At 58.1% G+C, this 16607-nt stretch carries 15 protein-coding genes; 2 read left to right on the plus strand and 13 right to left on the minus strand.

Annotation, left to right across the window (positions count from 1 at the left end; translation table 11 throughout):
- Positions 1 to 90: 90 nt before the first annotated feature.
- From LVY75_08190 to LVY75_08250, 13 genes are all read right to left on the minus strand, one after another.
- Entirely contained in the window at positions 91 to 618 is a 528-nt protein-coding gene (locus tag LVY75_08190) for a VOC family protein (GenBank protein ID XAZ20106.1), read from the minus strand.
- Between the two features lie 83 nt (positions 619 to 701).
- Entirely contained in the window at positions 702 to 3209 is a 2508-nt protein-coding gene (locus LVY75_08195) for an ATP-binding cassette domain-containing protein (protein ID XAZ20107.1), read from the minus strand.
- Between the two features lie 70 nt (positions 3210 to 3279).
- Entirely contained in the window at positions 3280 to 4347 is a 1068-nt protein-coding gene (locus LVY75_08200; GenBank protein ID XAZ20108.1) for a substrate-binding domain-containing protein, read from the minus strand.
- Positions 4344 to 5369 carry an ABC transporter permease gene (locus tag LVY75_08205; GenBank protein XAZ20109.1) on the minus strand — a complete coding sequence of 342 codons (1026 nt, stop codon included), beginning with the start codon at positions 5367 to 5369 and terminating at the stop codon, positions 4344 to 4346. The genes LVY75_08200 and LVY75_08205 overlap by 4 nt, the downstream gene beginning before the upstream one ends.
- A 341-nt stretch (positions 5370 to 5710) precedes the next feature.
- Entirely contained in the window at positions 5711 to 5995 is a 285-nt protein-coding gene (locus tag LVY75_08210; GenBank protein ID XAZ20110.1) for a YciI family protein, read from the minus strand.
- A gap of 154 nt (positions 5996 to 6149) precedes the next feature.
- A complete protein-coding gene (locus LVY75_08215; GenBank protein XAZ20111.1) occupies positions 6150 to 7220 on the minus strand; it encodes a maleylacetate reductase in 1071 nt (356 codons plus the stop codon).
- On the minus strand, positions 7217 to 8098 hold the full coding sequence (locus LVY75_08220; GenBank protein XAZ20112.1) for an intradiol ring-cleavage dioxygenase: 882 nt from the start codon (positions 8096 to 8098) through the stop codon (positions 7217 to 7219). The genes LVY75_08215 and LVY75_08220 overlap by 4 nt, the downstream gene beginning before the upstream one ends.
- 18 nt (positions 8099 to 8116) lie before the next feature.
- Positions 8117 to 9175, minus strand: a complete 1059-nt coding sequence (locus tag LVY75_08225; protein ID XAZ20113.1) for an SDR family oxidoreductase — start codon at positions 9173 to 9175, stop codon at positions 8117 to 8119.
- A 3-nt stretch (positions 9176 to 9178) separates the two neighbouring features.
- Positions 9179 to 10162, minus strand: coding sequence for a zinc-binding dehydrogenase (locus LVY75_08230; protein XAZ20114.1), 984 nt, complete (start codon positions 10160 to 10162; stop codon positions 9179 to 9181).
- A gap of 11 nt (positions 10163 to 10173) precedes the next feature.
- Positions 10174 to 11187, minus strand: a complete 1014-nt coding sequence (locus LVY75_08235) for a Gfo/Idh/MocA family oxidoreductase (GenBank protein ID XAZ20115.1) — start codon at positions 11185 to 11187, stop codon at positions 10174 to 10176.
- Positions 11184 to 11468 carry a YciI family protein gene (locus LVY75_08240; GenBank protein ID XAZ20116.1) on the minus strand — a complete coding sequence of 95 codons (285 nt, stop codon included), beginning with the start codon at positions 11466 to 11468 and terminating at the stop codon, positions 11184 to 11186. Before LVY75_08240 ends, LVY75_08235 begins: the two co-directional genes overlap by 4 nt.
- 56 nt (positions 11469 to 11524) lie before the next feature.
- Complete coding sequence (locus LVY75_08245; GenBank protein XAZ20117.1) at positions 11525 to 12598, minus strand: 2,3-butanediol dehydrogenase; 1074 nt, start codon at positions 12596 to 12598, stop codon at positions 11525 to 11527.
- A gap of 71 nt (positions 12599 to 12669) precedes the next feature.
- Complete coding sequence (locus LVY75_08250) at positions 12670 to 13458, minus strand: glucose 1-dehydrogenase (GenBank protein ID XAZ21358.1); 789 nt, start codon at positions 13456 to 13458, stop codon at positions 12670 to 12672.
- Positions 13459 to 13865: 407 nt separating this feature from the next.
- Here LVY75_08250 and LVY75_08255 point away from each other — a divergent pair, with 407 nt between their 5' ends.
- A complete protein-coding gene (locus LVY75_08255; GenBank protein XAZ20118.1) occupies positions 13866 to 14771 on the plus strand; it encodes an NAD(P)-dependent oxidoreductase in 906 nt (301 codons plus the stop codon).
- Positions 14772 to 14853: 82 nt separating this feature from the next.
- The gene (locus tag LVY75_08260) at positions 14854 to 16575 is read left to right on the plus strand and encodes an extracellular solute-binding protein (GenBank protein ID XAZ20119.1); all 1722 of its coding nucleotides are present in this window, start codon (positions 14854 to 14856) and stop codon (positions 16573 to 16575) included.
- The last annotated feature ends 32 nt before the right edge of the window (positions 16576 to 16607 follow it).

Below are 16607 nucleotides of genomic sequence, written 5' to 3' on the forward strand. Positions count from 1 at the left end.
GACCGCTTCGGGCCGAAAGCGGACAAAAGCTGCGGCTCTTGAAAGAACGCGAACCTGCGATCTAGGTCATCCATGAATATCAATGAGAATTCACGGCTCAGCGCTCAGTGTATCATCGGATCGCCAAAGGCGTTCGGAGGAAGTATCCTCATAACCGAGTCTAGTGAAACTCGCGACCTCCAGAATGAGGCCCCATGGCGCACGGAAGTAGATCCAGTTGAACCCGGCCAACGGCCCTGCATCTACCAGGTTGGGACCATCGAGCAGCTCCACGCCTTGATCACGCAGCCTGTCAGCGGCCGCGTCGACATCGTCGACTTCGAAGCAGAGATGCATGCCGCCCACTTCAGATGATCGTTTGGGCGGCGACACGCTCTCCCCTTCGTATTCGAAAAGCTCAACGCTGGTCCCATTGCCGCAGCGGAGGAACACGAGGTCACGGATTTTGGAATGCCTCGCAGCTCCGAGCTTGTTTTCCATGAAGTCCTGATCGACATCGAAGGGTCCAGTGCGAAACACCTCGACGGCGCCAAACACCGCTTTGAAAAACGAAATGCCTTCCTTGATGTCCGGCACGGTGATCCCGATGTGGTGCATGCCGCGAACTTTGTTTGCCATTTCATTTCTCCCGAGACAACCGATTGGTTCCAACCCGTGCCCGTCCGGCGAACACGAAGACGATCGCATTGGTGCTTCCTGCGTTATGCGGACCGGCGGCGGGCGGCAGAGTAGATGAGAGCCGCGATCACGATGAGCGCCCCTTGAAAGAGGTACTGGTAGGTCTGCGTGAGGCTAAGAAACGTCACCGCACTGAGAACCTCAGTCAGCAATACCGCGCCCATGATGGTGCCTACGAACGTCCCTCGCCCGCCTGCCAGGCTGGTTCCTCCGAGAACGACGGCGGTGATGCTGGACAACGTGTAGGCCACGCCTTGTCGCGGATCCCCGACGCCAATCTGCGTCATCAGCATGACCGCACCCAGGCACGTGAGCATGGAGCACAGGATGTAGCCTCCGACATAGGTCAGGTCGACCCGGATGCCTACCCTGCGTGCGGAGTCCTCGTTGGAACCCACAGCGCGGAGGCGCCTGCCGGCTCTGGACCGACGCAATGCGTATTCCCCGAGCAACGTGATGCCCACCAACACGAGGAAAGCCACCGGGAACGGGCCAATCTGCCAATTCACCCAATCAGTGACGGTGGCGTTGATGTAACCGTCAGGGTTCTCGCGGAGTAGGAAGCTCAGGCCTTGGATCGCTATATACATCGCAAGGGTTGCCGCGATCGGCGTGAAGTTGGCAAACCGGATGAGAATGCCATTGATCGCTCCCGTTATGAATGCACCGACGGCCATCAACAGGAACCCTGAGGCCATCACCCCCGCAGACATGTCTTCATTCACGAAGAATGAGGCGATCACAACAAGGAAGCCGGCAAGCGGCCCGACGGACAGATCTATCCCACCCATCAGAAGCGCTATCGTCTGGCCCATGGCTATGAAACCCAGAGCGGTCGCGAGCAGAAGAATGTTCGAAATGTTGTAGGCCGACAAGAAGTTGTCGTTCTGGCTGTTGACGAAGAGGCCGAGCAAAATCGTCACGAGGGCCAGTGGAACCACAGGCGCGATGTCCGATTCCATGAAATGCCTCAGGCGCGACATGCTCTGCGGGCTCCCAGAGCTTCCATGCCCGATGTCATGCGCCTCGGACCGGACGGCTGCGGCAACGATCCGCTCCTCGGTGATCTCCTGCCCTACAAGAGTTTCGACCACCTGCCCTCGCGACATCACGATGACCTTGTCGCAAATGCCTTCTAACTCGACCGCGTCGGAAGAATTGACGATAACGGGCGTTCCTGCCTTGGAGACGCTCCTGAGAATACGATAAATCTCGAAACGTGCCCCGACATCCACGCCCTGCGTGGGCTCATCGGCGATCACGATGCCGGGCTCGGACAAAAGGGCGCGCGCCATCACGACCTTCTGCTGATTGCCGCCAGACAATGCTTGGATCGACGCCTCAAGGCCCGGCGTCTTGACCGCGAGATCACCGAAGATCGACCTGACCTTCTGATGTTCAGCAGTCTTGCTCAAAATCCCGCCGGTCGCGAATTTTTCGAGGGCCGAGAACGTTGCGTTCTCACGAACTGTCAGTCCGTTTGCCACACCTTCAAGATGGCGATCGGAGGGCATGAAGGCTGCTTCGTCCAGAAGCTCCTTCTGACCGAGTTGACGCCCATGCAAGATTGCGGCGCCCCGCGTCTGATGCAGGCCTGCCAGAGCGCGCATCAGCTCAGATTGACCGTTCCCCGAAACACCAGCAACACCGAGGATTTGTCCGCGCGCTACGCTGAAGCTGACATTGCTGAACCCATCGCCGCTCAGTTCCTCGACCTTGAAAACAGGCGAAAGATCGCCAGCTTCAGACTTCGGTGGGAAAGCCGCTTCGAGGGTGCGGCCGACGATCATATTGACCAGCTCGCCGTCGGTGATCTCGCTGACTCTGGCTGCACCGCGGATGCGTCCGTCGCGCATAACCGTGACGCGGTCAGCGATCTGCCGGATCTCTGCCAGTCGATGAGTGATGTAGATGACAGCAGTGCCGTTCTTGGCCGCGGTCCGAATGAGACCGAACAGCATCTCAGTTGCCTCCTGATCCAACGAGGCAGTAGGCTCGTCGAGGATCAAGAGCTTGGGGTTCACGGCAATTGCTTTACCGATCTCAAGCAGATGCTTCTGGGCCACCGTCATATGACCAGATCGCATGTTCAAAGGCAGGTCGAGACAAACCGATCTCAAGGTCTGCTGAGCCAAATCTCGCGTCGAACGATTTCGCAGCACCGAAGCGGGCAGAGCTACACTAAGGTTCTCCAAGATCGAGAGATCGTTCAGGATGGCCGGATGCTGGAAGCATATGGCAATTCCAAGAGAAGCCGCCATGTCGGGCGACATCTGCGGGACCTGCTGTCCCTCGAAGATGATCTCGCCTTCGGTGGGTTGCAGCGTACCAGCGATGATGTTCATCAGCGTGGACTTACCTGCACCGTTTTCACCCAGGATGGCGTGGACCTCGCCCGGCTTGAAGTCGACATTGATGTCGCGCAGCGCCGGGATCGCAGCGAAGTACTTCGATATTCCGGCCAGCCGGATCGTCTCTTCGGTAGTCGCCGGTGAAAGTGTCTCGTATGCGTTCATTTCAACTGCTGCCATGGTCCACGATCCAATTCCAAAGGATGACCTGCTCAAAGTACTCGCTCCGAGCAGGCCTCAAGACGATTGGCTATTTTCCAACAGCCTTGGCTTGCTCTTCCGCAGGAAGCTCAGACGATAGGTAAATCGCGCCGGGCAACTCCTTCCGGCACTGGACTGGGTTCGGCTTCCCCGAAACGGAGTCCTCGAAACCCGGCGCCTTGAACACCTCGTCCTTCGGTGGCGTTCCGCCCGTCGCCAAAGCCACGGCCCATTGGACCGCCAACCTGACATTGTCGTTGCCAGTGGCAACGGTGAACAACTTGAAGTCGGGGTTCTTGTCCTTGTTCTCCTGCCAGAAGCAGCCCAAGGAGTTGCCGTCAGACGTAGCAAGGGCCGGTACCGACTTGCCCTGCTTTTCGAACAGCGGAAGCGCACCAACCAGCGAAGGTCCGAAGTCGGAAATGATAACGTCGATCTTCGGGTTCTTCGCGATTTCTGCCGTGAGCACCTTTTGCGTCAGCGCCGGATCCCAGTTCGTGACTGCGAAAGGCGCCTGGTTCACGAAAACATATTCGGGACCGAGCACCTTCTTCAGACCCTTCAGCTCGTCGAGGCCTTGGCTGTTTCCGGCTGGACCGCTCAAGAACAGCAGATTGCCTCCCTTGGGCAAAATCGTCTTGATCCAGTTGCCCCAGCTCTCGCCATCGTTCTCGAACGATGCGCCAACGAACTTCGAGTAGTTCTTTCCATCGGCGCCACCAACGGCCACGCGATAGGGAACGACGACCTTTCCGGATTTGAAGACGCTCGTGAGGGCTGGCAGAACGGCAGGTCCTGCATCACCGAAAACGACCAGGGCATCCAAACCCTTTGCGGCCATGCTCTTGATATCCGAAATGGACTTCATGGTATCGCCTTGGCCGTCGGCGTATTCGTACTTGGTTATGCTGGGGCACAGCTCAACCGTCTGCTTGCCGGAAGCGGTCGTGACCTGGCGCCAACTGTTGCCGCCATAGCCGTCGAGCAAAGCAAGTGTCGCCTTCTTTGGCCCGCACCAGGACGGCGTTTCGGCCTGAGCCGCTCCCGCAATCGCAATCCCGCTGAGCGCGGTCGTCACTGCCAGTCCGAGATAAGTTGCAAGTTCCCTATATTTCATTTTGCGTCCTCCACTTTTGTTGCTGAAGTTTTCCCACCTTGGTTCATCGACCAACGGATCGAATAAACCGCGATACCGAAGCCCAGAGCGAGTGCCTGGATGATTGTCTGAGCTGAAAAGGGCACGCCGATCGTCAGCGCGAACAGGCTCAGGTGATTTAGGAAAAATGCTGCGATAACCGTCGAGACTGGGAAGCCCCGTCCCCCGAGCAGCGATGTTCCGCCTAACACCACGACGGCAACCGACGGCAGCAGCAGGCTATCGCCCTGAAAAGCGGTCGGCTCACGTGTTATTCCCGCGATGAGCGTCCCGGCCAGGCAGTAAAGAAGCTGAGCATAGATGTAGGCCATCATCTGATGGAGGCGCACGTTCAAGCCAGCGGCCTTGCCAGCCAGGGGATTGGCACCGATCGCCTCGAACCTGCGACCGGCCACGGTCTTCTTGAGCGCGAACGAGACGACAGCCATAGCGCCAAGTGCGAAGAGCACCGAGTTCGGCAATCCCAACGTCTCGCCGCCTGCGATCTCGGCCAGAAGATTGGTGGTGATGGATGGCACGCCGCCCGACACCGCGAAAACTGCACTGTAAAAAAGGGCGTTGGTGCCGATCGTCGCAATGATTGCATTCAGCCTGAAGAAGCTCACCAAGGCGCCGTTGAGAATGCCCGCCGCGACACACAGTCCGGCAGAAAGAAGCACGGCCTGGAAAAGCAACCCGTCGTCCTGCTGGGGATAGTGCGTGGCGATGACCACGGATAACGACACGGCGCCGGGGAGAGACAGATCGAAACCACCCTGCTGCACGACGAGGAGTTGGCCTAGGCCGACGATGGCTATGATTGCAGCAAACGGAAGGCTTCCCGAGAGAGCGCCGCTCGAAAGACTGCTCGGAGCAAACAAAGCACACAGGACTACGAGCACGAGCGTCGAGAAAACGACCGTGACGAAATTTCGCGTGAAGGGAATCCTCAAAGTTGTCTCCTTGGGAAGTCCGATGTCGGCGATGGGCGAAGCGTTTGGCATCAAGCTTTCTTTCGCTCAAAAGGGCACTGTCTTCCCGGCGGGCTCGCGGCATAAATCCGGGCCTGGTCGGTTGGGTTTGGAAAAAGAAGGAGTGGTCAGATCAGAGCGCGGTCAGTTCGCGCGAGACTGCAAAAACCTGTCCCGATCATGGAGTCGATTTCGTAGACGGTAGGCATCAGCTTCCCCGTCACGCAGCTCGCGATACTCTACGAGGATGCCGCTACAGATGCTTCCCGCCTCTGCAATCCAATCGAGAATGTCATTCAAGGTAATAGCTGTCACCGCTTTCATTTTCTCTCCTCCTTAGAAAATCAGCAGATCAATCCCGTTCGCGAGCGAGCCTAGCCACGACCTCCAATCGTGGGGCGCCACTCGTAGATCGCAACATCGCGGTAGATGCCGTGGACAACAAAGGGGTCCGCCGAGCTGAAACGACGCATTTCTTCGAGAGATCCGACGTCGGCAACGACTACCCCGCCCTCGCCTGATCCGCCCTCGTTTAATATCGGCCCGGATTGGATGATCGAAACTTCTTTCGATCGCAGGTGCCGCTTGTGTTCTTCGAGGTAGATTTCGCGCAGGGAGTCCTTGTTCGGATCCGATATCGCGAAACGGACTGCGAGCATTTCTCCACCTCCCAAATTATCGGCGATTCCTCACAATACCGACGATATTTGATTTCGTATTATCGATGGTAGCCTGATGGTGCAGGAAGAAAACAAGGGAATTATCCATTTCGGATGTTCCAGTATTATCCCGCCTCCGCGTTGCCTTCTGACATCATCCGAGCTTCGGCTCATCTCCGCGGAAGGCGCGTTCCAGTAGTTGAACAAGGGCTTTGCGATCGAGTGCTCTTGGATTCCAATAGGCGTTACTAAGAGCCTGATCTGCCGCCGCTTCGATACTGCCGTCGGGCATGCCTAGATCTCGTAACGACATCTCGGCGCCCAGACCTTTTGCAAGTTTATGAAGTGCCATCGCAGGATCAGGCGCGGCCAGTGCGCGGCTTAGCCTCTCCATCGCAGCCGACGTAGCAGACGCATTGTAGGCCACAGCATGAGGCAAGACTGCTGTATGCAACTGCGCATGCGGTAGATTGAACATGCCACCGAGCGTATGGCAGAGCTTGTGATGCAGAGCCATTCCTACGGATCCGAGGCACACGCCGCAGAGCCAAGCGCCGTACAAAGCTGAAGAGCGTCCTTCGACGTCCCCTTTGTCGGCATGTATGCGAGGAAGCGCGCGCACGATGGCACCGATCCCTTCCTCTGCCATCAGAGAGACGACGGGATTTGCCTCCTTGGCGTAGAGCGCCTCGACCGCATGGGCGACGGCATTGATCCCGCTCGTCACCGACAACGGCACGGGCAAGGTCAGGGTAAGATCGACATCATAGACGATGACCTCTGGGAGTATCCGCGGATCTGACCTGGTGACCTTGCGCCCACCATCGGTCTCGCCGAGGATGGGCGTCGCCTCAGAGCCAGCATACGTAGTCGGGACGACGATCTGTGGGAGGTCGGTTCGCAAGGCAATGGCCTTGCCCAGTCCAGTCGTGGACCCGCCACCAACTGAAAGGAGCGCGTCGATATCGTGGCGTTCCACAGTCTTCATCCCGTCGGCCGTTACCTCGACAGGCGTATGCATCTGCGCTTTGGAAAAGGTCGCAACGACGCGCGCTCCCAGGCTCTTGGCAATGTCTGCCGCCTGCGACGCCTGCTCTGGCGTCGAGAGCACTAGGATGCGGCGGGCCTTCAGCCTGTCTGCTTCCTCAGGAAGGCTAGCGATCGTGCCTTGGCCAAAAACCACCCTGGCGGGATTTCCTTTATAAAGGAACCGTTCCACCCTCATCTCCTATCGGTCTGCTGCACGAGCACGAAGTCGAAGTCGGACCGCCAGAGCGTCTCGCCATCCTCCACCTTCGTGAAGGGCGCGACGAGCGTCTGCTTCACGCCGAAAACCGTGTCGGATTCCAAATACGGATCGCCGCCAACGAACGTGTGGGTGACCAGCTTCTGAAAGCCATCCGCTCGCACCATGTAATGCATGTGCGCGGGACGAAACGGGTGGCGGCCGAGGCTTGAGAGCATCTGTCCGACAGGACCATCGTCCGGGATAGGATATGAAACCGGCTTGATCCCAACGAAGCTGTACTGGCCGTCGGCAGCGGTGATGAATACACCCCGGTTATTCCACTTCGGCTGGATGTCGGGCTGCTGGACGTCGTAATATCCGTCCGCGTTGTCCGACCATACGTCGATCCGGGCACCCGAAACCGGATTGCCTTCCAGATCGACCACCCGTCCAATGAAGAGGCAGCTTTCGCCCTTGCCGTCGAGGCAAATCTGTTCACCCATCTTGCGGATCGGGCACCCGTCCACATGGAAAGGTCCGAAGACCGTGTTTTCCGTCGCACCAACTGGGCGTCTATTGTTGATCGCATCGACCAGCATGGACATTCCAAGCGTATCGGAAAGAAGGATGAACTCCTGTCGTTCCCGCGTGCACATCTGCCCGGTGCGGGTCAGGAAATCGATCCCGAACTCCCATTCCGCTTGCGTCAGCTCGATTTCACGGGCGAAGCTGTGAAGGTGCTTCACAAGGCAGGACATGACCTCCTTAAGCCGGGGACTTATATCTTTGCCCATTCGGGCGTTCACTGCCTCGACGGAATTATCTTCGGTAAAGAAACCAGCCGTCGAGGTGATCGCGGTTATGCTTTTGGCCATGTCCAGTCCTCGAGACATCTAGGGAATGATGCGGTCCAACCGCAAACGATCGAAGGCATCCGTGAAAGACCGGGTTGTGTCTTGATATTCAAGGAATCCCAGGTCCCGGCTGCGGCCCATATCGTTGAACGTCTCGATCTGGCGCCCGAGATCTGCGTCCGAATGCCAGAACGATGCCACGCGGGTAAGAGCATTTGGTTCCAGCGCGTATTTCGCCACCATCTCGTCCCATATCGGACCGACCTCACGCATCTGCTCTTCGAGCGGGGTCGGGCTCCCTGGATAGGCGCCGGCTTCAAGACCGAAATAGGCAGCAAGACGTGGCCACAGCCACTTCCATCGAAACACCTCGCCATTGACGACGTTGAAGGCGAGATTAGCCGCCGCGCTGGTGGTTGCCGCCCATTTGAGGTGTTTTGCCAGGAGCCGGGCATCAGTGACGTCTGTCGCCGCTTCCCATTGCTCCGGTGATCCTGGGAAGATGAAAGGTCTACCGGTTTCACGGCAGATGGAAGCGTAGACGGCCAGTGTCGCCGCCATGTTCATGGCATTGCCGACCGCATAGCCGATAAGGGTGTGAGGACGATGCACGGACCAGGTGAAACCGTCCCTCGCGGACGCAGTGAAAATCTCGTCTTCCTGGACATAGTAGAAATTCTCTCCAGGAAGGCGCTCCTGCTCCTCTCTGAACGGGGTTTCCGGCTTGGTCTTCGCGTAGGATTCGAACGGTCCGAGATAATGTTTGGTGCCCGTGGTAAGCGCAACGTGTTCAACGCCTCGGCCGGAAACGGCATCGAGCACGTTGCGAACGATAGCGCCGTTCACTCTGCAGTTCTCCACTTCGGTATCCTGGCGTGACCAGGCCGTGATGAATACGTGGCTGGGGCGTTCTTCCGCGAGAGCAGCTTTTACCGATTGACCGTCAACGAGATCGCAACTCAGCGTCCGCACGCCGGGAAGCTTGCTTTGCGAACGTGACAGGCCTGCCACGGTCCAGTCACCGCTCGCCAGGAGGTTTTCCGCAAGATTGCTTCCGGTGATGCCGGTCGCGCCTACGATGAGTGCCTTCTTGGTCATCTCTTATCCGTTCACCAGTGTGATCTTGATGCTCTTCGTCGGATCCTGTCCGAATGAAAACGCCTCCACGGCGTCGGTGAGAGCGTAGTCGTGGGTTTGGATGGGCGACAAGTCGATCCCCGTGCGCTCAAGGAAGCGAATTGCAGCAGGCCACACACCGGGAGAACCGATGCAGCCGCGCACCGTCAGGTTCTTCATCTGGATCTGACCGATCGTCACCGGCACCTTGCGTCCGATGTTGATGCCAACCATGGACATCCTTCCTTCCTCGCGGGCGTAATCGAAGGCCGCAGCGAGAGATGCATCATGGCCTGACGCCTCGATCACGAGGTCTGCGCCGTGCCCCCCGGTCAGCTCACGAATCCTGTCTGCGGCGCCGCCGTCAGAAGGATCGATAGCTTCGTCGGCGCCGAGGCGCTTGGCGACCTCGCGGCGTGTTGCCAGAGGATCGACCACGATGACCCTCGCCCCCATGCCGATCGCTGCTGCGGCCGAAACCAAGCCAATGGTGCCACCGCCCGACACGACGACCGTCTCGCTTGCGTTCGTGCCACCAGACCTCATCACCGCATAGTAGCCACATGTGAAGGGCTCGATCAGCGCCGCCTTCTTGTTGTCGACGGCATCAGGAAGCTTGTGGAGCCATTCAGGATTGACGGCGAAATACTCACGGTCGGCTCCGCTCATGGAGAAACCGAAATGATGGAGACGATCGGGCGTGCGGACGACGCATTCGCCCACGACGCGCTCGCCTTTCTTGAATCCCTTCACGTTTCGGCCGACTTCCACGATCTCCCCGCTCCATTCATGTCCGGGCGTCACCGGGTAGGAGATCGGGATGATGTAGCGGCCAGCGAGGAGCTCGTAATCCGAATGGCAGATCCCAACCGCCTTGGTGTGGACGAGTACCTCGTTGGGCGACAGATCCGGCATCCCGACATCGGCGATAACCGGCCGTTCCGGAGCTTCGAAAATCAGAGCTTTCATCATCCTCCTCCTTAAATCTGTTCCAACAAGCCAGTGTTGGCGGCACGTACGATTGCTTCCAGCAGGGCAATGTTGTTCATCAGGTCTTCCCCGGTGATCGGATATGAGCCCTCACCTCTCACAGCGGAGGCGAAGGCCCGTAGATTGTCACGAACTGGTTCAGCGGGCGGCAGTTCCTGAACCGTGATCGGCTTGTTCTTCCACCCCTCGGTGACGACCCACCCATCCGGCGCCTCGACGTGAGCCTTGTCGCGGACTTCGATCCATCCCTCGGTGCCGAATACCGCGAAGCGGGAAATGAACGGCGTCGCAAGCGTTGCCGATATGTAGGCCGTACCACCGCCGGAGAAGCGAATATGGGCGCTCATCGTGTCGCCTTGCGGAATAGACGAGGCAAGGTTCTCGCACACGACGCGCACGTCCTTGGCAGGCCCCATCAGCTTCACAGCGAGGTCGGTAAGGTGAATACCAGTCGCCGTCATGCCTCCGGCGGGAGCCTGGTCTGCCTTCAAGCGCCAGTTCGAAGGGTCGAGACCGAGAAACTTGTCATGGCTGAAGTTGGCTTCGATCTGCAGAAGGCGCCCCAGCTTGCCGGAGCTTGCTGCTTCAAGGATCCTTGCAATCGGCGTTTCAAACCGGCGCTCGTGCCCCATCCCAAGCACCAGGCCAGCCTCTTTGCAAAGCGCCACCGACGCTTCCGCACCCGCCTTGGTAAGGTCGAGGGGCTTCTCGCAGAAGACGTGCTTGCCTGCAGCAACGACGCGCGCGATCTGCTCACGATGCAGCGAGTGCGGCGTTGCCAGCACGACAGCCTCGACGGACGGATCTGCAAGCGCGTCCGCCATGTCCTGAGAATACTGCAACCCCATCTCAGCAGCGAAAGCGGATGCATCGGGATTCGGATCGACGCCATGGGTGAAGTGCATTCCGGCCCCGCCGGCGCTGACGAGGGCGGCCATCTTCCGCCCCCACCAGCCAAGACCAACAAGCGCTGCGATGACGGGTTTTTCCTCGCGAATGGTCATCGATTATCCACCCGCTTGTTGAAGGGATGGATATTGACTGTTTTCCATACGCCGGCCTTGGTGAACGGGTCGGCTCTGTTGAAATCGACGATCTCTTCCTTGGTGTCCGCCTCGAAAACGAACAGGGAGCCGATCATGGTTTCGTTGTCGTCGGCCAGCAGCGGCCCGGAGATCACGGTCTTGGTTTTGCCCGTCGAAAGATACGCCTTGTGGGCATCATAGTTCGCCAGTCGTTTTTCGACGGCGCCCTCATGGTCTAGGCAATGAACAACGAAATGCATTCGATAATTCCTTTCAATTCAGCGGTAGCGTCGCGGCAGCGACAGCTCGCAAGCGATCAGGCCTTCATGTCGACAAGGATTTTGAGATGGGTCCCCGCGGGGTCGAGAAGTGCTTCGAAGCCCTTTTCGACGACTTGCTCGGGAGCAATCTGAGCGGTGACGATCTTTTCGACCGGGAAAATGCCAGCCCCGATCATCTGAGCGATCCTCGGCCAGATCTGAACAGGGTAGCACCAAGTGGCTTCGACGGTTATGTCCTTCAGCGCCCACAACATGGCGTCAATGGATGCTGGCCGGACATGAAGTCCAACCTGGACTACGGTCCCTTGGCGGCGGACCGCCTTGGCGCAAAGATTGAGCGAAGCTTCGGCGCCGACACACTCCAAGGCAACGTCTAGGCCCACCCCCTCCTCCGTATGATCACGAAATAGCTGGTCGGTATCGATCTCGCGCGGATCGAAGACGATCGCCTCGGGAACAAGTGCCTTGGCAAGTTCCCGTCGATTGGGGTTCAGCTCGGAAACGAAGATCTTGGTCGCGCCTGCAGCCCTGGTCGCGAGCAACACGAGCGCGCCGATCGGTCCTACTCCGGAGACGAGGACCGAGCTTCCCGATGTAACGCCTCCACGATCGACGCCGTAGACGGCCACGGCTGCGGGTTCGATCATCGCCGCCTGAACGTCCGAGACGGTGTCAGGAACCGGAAAAACGTTGTAACCGTTCACGACTGCGCGCTCACCCATTCCACCCCAGTCCCAAGAGAGACCGACACAGGCCATCTTTTCACTGAGATGGAACAGCCCACGACGTCCATAGTAGTCGTCGCGAGGCGAAATCAGGGGCTGGATGGAGACACGTGATCCGGGAACGACGTGTATCACGCTCTTGCCGACCTCGATCACACGAGCAGAAAACTCATGCCCCAGGATCTGCGGCAACGTCGCCCTCGAATAGACGTGGGGTGTCGCCGGCGTGACGATCGGGCCCGCGATATATTCATGGATATCGGTGCCACAAATACCGCACACAAGGGGCTCGACGAGCACCATGTCGTCGCCAAGCGGTCCCTCGGGGGCTTTCACGTCCTCGACCCGAATATCCTTCTTGGAGTAGTATCTAACAGCCTTCATTGCTCTGTCCTTTGCATGTTCTGCTCCGCCATCTCCTGACGGTCGAATAATTCTCGCCCCTAAGCGCGTCGTCAGATCAGGACCATCCCGCCATCGACCATGATCGTCTGCCCGGTGATGTAGTCGGACGCCGCTGAGGCGAGGAACGTGGTCACGCCGCTGATGTCTGCGGGGAGGGACACCCTTCCCAAGAGGATCGACTGCGAAAACTCATTGATCGCTTGTTCAGGCTTTGCGGTGAGGCCGTGATCCATGAACTCACGGTCAAGCTGCTCCCAGAGCTCGGTCTTCACGACACCGGGGCCAAAGCAATTGACGGTGATCTTGTGTTCTGCAAGCGAACGGGCGGCAGCCTGCGTGAGGGCCACGACGGCAAACTTCGAAGCGCAATAATGCGCGAACAAGGGATAGCCCTGCTTTCCGGCGATGGATGCCGTATTTACGATCTTCCCGCCGGTGCCTTGTGCGATCATCTGCTTGGCAGCTTCCTGGGTACCTATCAGCACGCCTCGGCCATTAATCCGCATGATCCGGTCGAAGTCGTCATCAGTGACCTCGAGGAACGGGCAGGTCTGGCTGATTCCGGCATTGTTGAACATCACGTCGAGGCGGCCGAAATGCTCGACGGTCCTTGCGATCAGCTCCTGCACGCTCTGTCGATCGGAAACGTCGACCCCAATCGCCATGGCATCTCCGTCGCCGGTTGAAATCTTCGCCGCAGTCTGTCTCGCCGTATCCTCATTCAGGTCTGCGATGACAACTTTAGCGCCGTTCTCGACCAAGTTGGCTGCGATGCCCGCACCGATGCCTCGCGCGGCACCAGTCACGATGACGACCTTGTTTTCAACTGATCGCGCCACGACACACCTCCCTGATTTCCATATTCCACCACCCGTTAGCCGGCGCATCGAGGATGCAGATCGTGGGCTTCGCCAGTGCGAGAAAGCCATCAGCTACAGAACTCCTTCGCGCAAACCGGTGGCTTGCACGTGCTCTCATTCGACTGACGGCTTAGTTCCTCCCACAGGAAACGCCGTGCGATCCTAGACGAACGCTAGAGGATGGACCGGCGGCTCGACAAATCTTTAATTATCCGAAACGGATATTTTGAATGCAGCAATCCTTCTCGGGCTGAAGCTACTATTTCTTTGGGAGGAGATGGCACTTGCGCCGAACAGACGCATGCAGCCGATTGTCAGGCTCTCCTTCGACATAGCAGCAAGAAGTATCTGGACGGCAGACGCCACCAGGGAAGGAAGGTTTTGCAATGAGCGAGACATTGAGAGTGGGCTGGGCTGGCATTGGCAAGATGGGCGCCCCGATGAGCAGACGTGTGCTCGAGAACGGATACCCCGTTTCCGTTTATGAACCGCTTCCCGAAAATCGCGCCTCAGTGGTGGCTCTTGGTGCAAACGTAGCTCATAGCCTTGAAGATCTGGTGGAAACATCGGACGTGGTGATGCTCACCATTCCAAACGACGTCATTCTGCGCACTCTCATATTGGCACCAGCCACCCTCGCCGAGCTATTGAGGCCCGGTCAGATAGTAGTCGAGATGAGCACCGTATCTCCCGAGCTCTCAGCCGAGGTTGCGGACGCACTATCCCGAGCCGGTGTCGCATATCTTAGAGCTCCAGTATCAGGCAGCACGGTTACCGCGTCTTCCGGCATGCTTTCTGTCATGGTCTCCGGCCCAGAGGATGCCTACCGCAAGGTCGAGCCGATCCTCGCCAGTTTCTCCACAAAGCAGTTCTACCTCGGAGATGGCGAGGAGGCCCGATACCTGAAGCTCGTCCTGAACGCGCTCGTTGGTGCGACTGCCGCTCTCCTTGGCGAAGCTCTCACACTCGGACTGAAGGGCAATCTGTCGGTTGAAACAATGCTGAACGTCATTTGCGAGAGCGCTGTTGCCTCACCGCTGATCGCATACAAGCGCGACCTACTGGTAAATCGGAACTTTGACCCCGCCTTCTCGGTCTCTCAAATGATGAAGGATTTTGACCTGATCCTTGGCGCAGCGAAGTCTGATCATGTGCCCATGTACCTCGCCTCCGTGATCCGCCAGCAGTACGAGGCCGCATTCGCCGATGGCTTGGCGGAAAAGGACTTTTTCGTTCTCTTCGAGCAATCCGAGCGCCTAGCCGGTCTCAGCCGAGAGAAGAAAGCCTCCTGAGCAAGAGCGTCCGCGTCATGGCTGGTGCAAGCATGGGCGGCAGGCTAGTCTGACTGCCAATAGCGACGGTTGGGAGGCCGACGTGAACGAATACGAAATGCTGCGCATCATCGACTTCATTGAAAAGACGCGCCGACCGTTCAGGGAGGTAATCGATGCCGCCAACGAAGATGCGGTCTGGCTGATCGTCATGTTCCTGATCAAGTCGCATATCTTGAGCCAGCCTGTATCGATCTCCACTCTTGGCCAGGAGTCGGGTCTCCCCTATGCAACATCGATGAGATTGATCAATCGTCTCATTGACGCCGGCCACATAGTCAAGATCTCCAAGGGCCCCTCTGGCCAGCGCTTCGCTTTGCAGCCAAGCGACCAGCTCATTCGCTCGTTCGAGTCTTACGCTCGCAAGACGAAATCGCTGCTTGCACAAACCTTGGGACTGCGAACCGGAGAAGAGGAAGACGAGTACTACTTCGGAGGGACACCGCTCGGCTCGCAGATCATCCCACCAATGCGCCTTGTCCAGCGTCGGGCCGAGTCCCAGATCGAGCTCCGTTTTCTCCTGAACAACGACAACTACTTCTCCGCCATGCGGAACATGTGGGCCGACTTCCGCAGCAATCTTGCCTCACGAAAGAACTTCGACCTGTTACCGCTTCCCGAGCTTTATAAACGCGCAAGGGAAAACGCGGCCAAGAAGCTCTCCGACTACGACGTAATTGCAATCAATATGCCGTGGCTCGGAGAGTTCGCCGAAAGCGGGATCGTTCGTCCGATTGACCAGTATATTCAAAAAACAGGCATTAACCCTCTCGACTTCCATCCAACCATTTGGTCATCGGCGACATGGGATGGCAGAGACTATGGCGTTCCCGGATACTGCACGGTAGAATTCCTGGCCGCCCGCAAGGACCTTCTCTCCGAAGCCGGCGTACCCTTCCCGAAAACCTTCGACGAAGTAATCAAGGCCGGCCGCAAATTCCACCAACCCGATGACGGCATGTACGGTGCGGTTTGGGATGGCGCTCGCGGCATGCCGATAGCATCAAGTTTCCTCTTCTTCATGGGCGCGTGCGGACAACCAGCAATATCGCTCCGCAGGACGCGATCCGGTTTTACGCTCGATGGTCTCGATCCGGATGAGCTCACATGCACTATCCTCTCAGACGCAGGATTTGCCGCCCTGGACTATATGCGCCGACTCATGGAGATCTCACCGCCTAAGATCTTGGAGATGGCCTGGGACAAGACGCTCGACGTCTTCCTTCGCGGTAGAGCGAGTCTTGGCTATTTCTGGACGATGCGCGCCGCGCGGTTCGAGTACGATGTTCAATCGGTGGTGAAGCGCAGGGTCGAGTATCTCCCACAGCCGTCGGGACCCGGCGGCACACGCGCTTCGCCGATCGGCGGCTTTCTCTTCTGCATCCCCACAAACCTTCCTGAAGAACGTGTCGAAATGGCCGCTGATGCGATCGCGTGGATGGCCTCGAGGGAAGCTATGAAAGCACATGTGAAGAACGGCTTTCCCGTAGCACCGCGTTTCTCCGTGAGCGCGGATCCGGAAGCTGCAGCGAGCTCCCCGATCGTCAGGTTCGTTGATCAACTTGCGAAGAAGAGCCTGCTACACACGTGGCAGCGTCCAAAAATTCCGCAGTACACAACGATCGAGAAAGTCCTGGGTGAGGAAATTCACGACGCATTGCTAGGCAACAAGACACCTCGCGCGGCACTCGAGACGGCTGCTTGTCAAATAGAGGCAAGCCTAAGAGTGGGAAGTCATCACCGTCGAGAAGTTCGGAGCGTTTGAGCACCTCCGCCTGTCCCCGCTCAGAAGAACAG

Source organism: Sinorhizobium sp. B11, from assembly GCA_039725955.1.
Lineage (GTDB): Bacteria > Pseudomonadota > Alphaproteobacteria > Rhizobiales > Rhizobiaceae > Rhizobium.

Bases quoted from the DNA above. Each gene is read 5' to 3' on its own strand.
- LVY75_08190 (XAZ20106.1), bottom strand. From the start codon at position 618: ATGGCAAACAAAGTTCGCGGCATGCACCACATCGGGATCACCGTGCCG.
- LVY75_08195 (XAZ20107.1), bottom strand. From the start codon at position 3,209: ATGGCAGCAGTTGAAATGAACGCATACGAGACACTTTCACCGGCGACT.
- LVY75_08200 (XAZ20108.1), bottom strand. From the start codon at position 4,347: ATGAAATATAGGGAACTTGCAACTTATCTCGGACTGGCAGTGACGACC.
- LVY75_08205 (XAZ20109.1), bottom strand. From the start codon at position 5,369: ATGCCAAACGCTTCGCCCATCGCCGACATCGGACTTCCCAAGGAGACA.
- LVY75_08210 (XAZ20110.1), bottom strand. From the start codon at position 5,995: ATGCTCGCAGTCCGTTTCGCGATATCGGATCCGAACAAGGACTCCCTG.
- LVY75_08215 (XAZ20111.1), bottom strand. From the start codon at position 7,220: ATGAGGGTGGAACGGTTCCTTTATAAAGGAAATCCCGCCAGGGTGGTT.
- LVY75_08220 (XAZ20112.1), bottom strand. From the start codon at position 8,098: ATGGCCAAAAGCATAACCGCGATCACCTCGACGGCTGGTTTCTTTACC.
- LVY75_08225 (XAZ20113.1), bottom strand. From the start codon at position 9,175: ATGACCAAGAAGGCACTCATCGTAGGCGCGACCGGCATCACCGGAAGC.
- LVY75_08230 (XAZ20114.1), bottom strand. From the start codon at position 10,162: ATGAAAGCTCTGATTTTCGAAGCTCCGGAACGGCCGGTTATCGCCGAT.
- LVY75_08235 (XAZ20115.1), bottom strand. From the start codon at position 11,187: ATGACCATTCGCGAGGAAAAACCCGTCATCGCAGCGCTTGTTGGTCTT.
- LVY75_08240 (XAZ20116.1), bottom strand. From the start codon at position 11,468: ATGCATTTCGTTGTTCATTGCCTAGACCATGAGGGCGCCGTCGAAAAA.
- LVY75_08245 (XAZ20117.1), bottom strand. From the start codon at position 12,598: ATGAAGGCTGTTAGATACTACTCCAAGAAGGATATTCGGGTCGAGGAC.
- LVY75_08255 (XAZ20118.1), top strand. From the start codon at position 13,866: ATGAGCGAGACATTGAGAGTGGGCTGGGCTGGCATTGGCAAGATGGGC.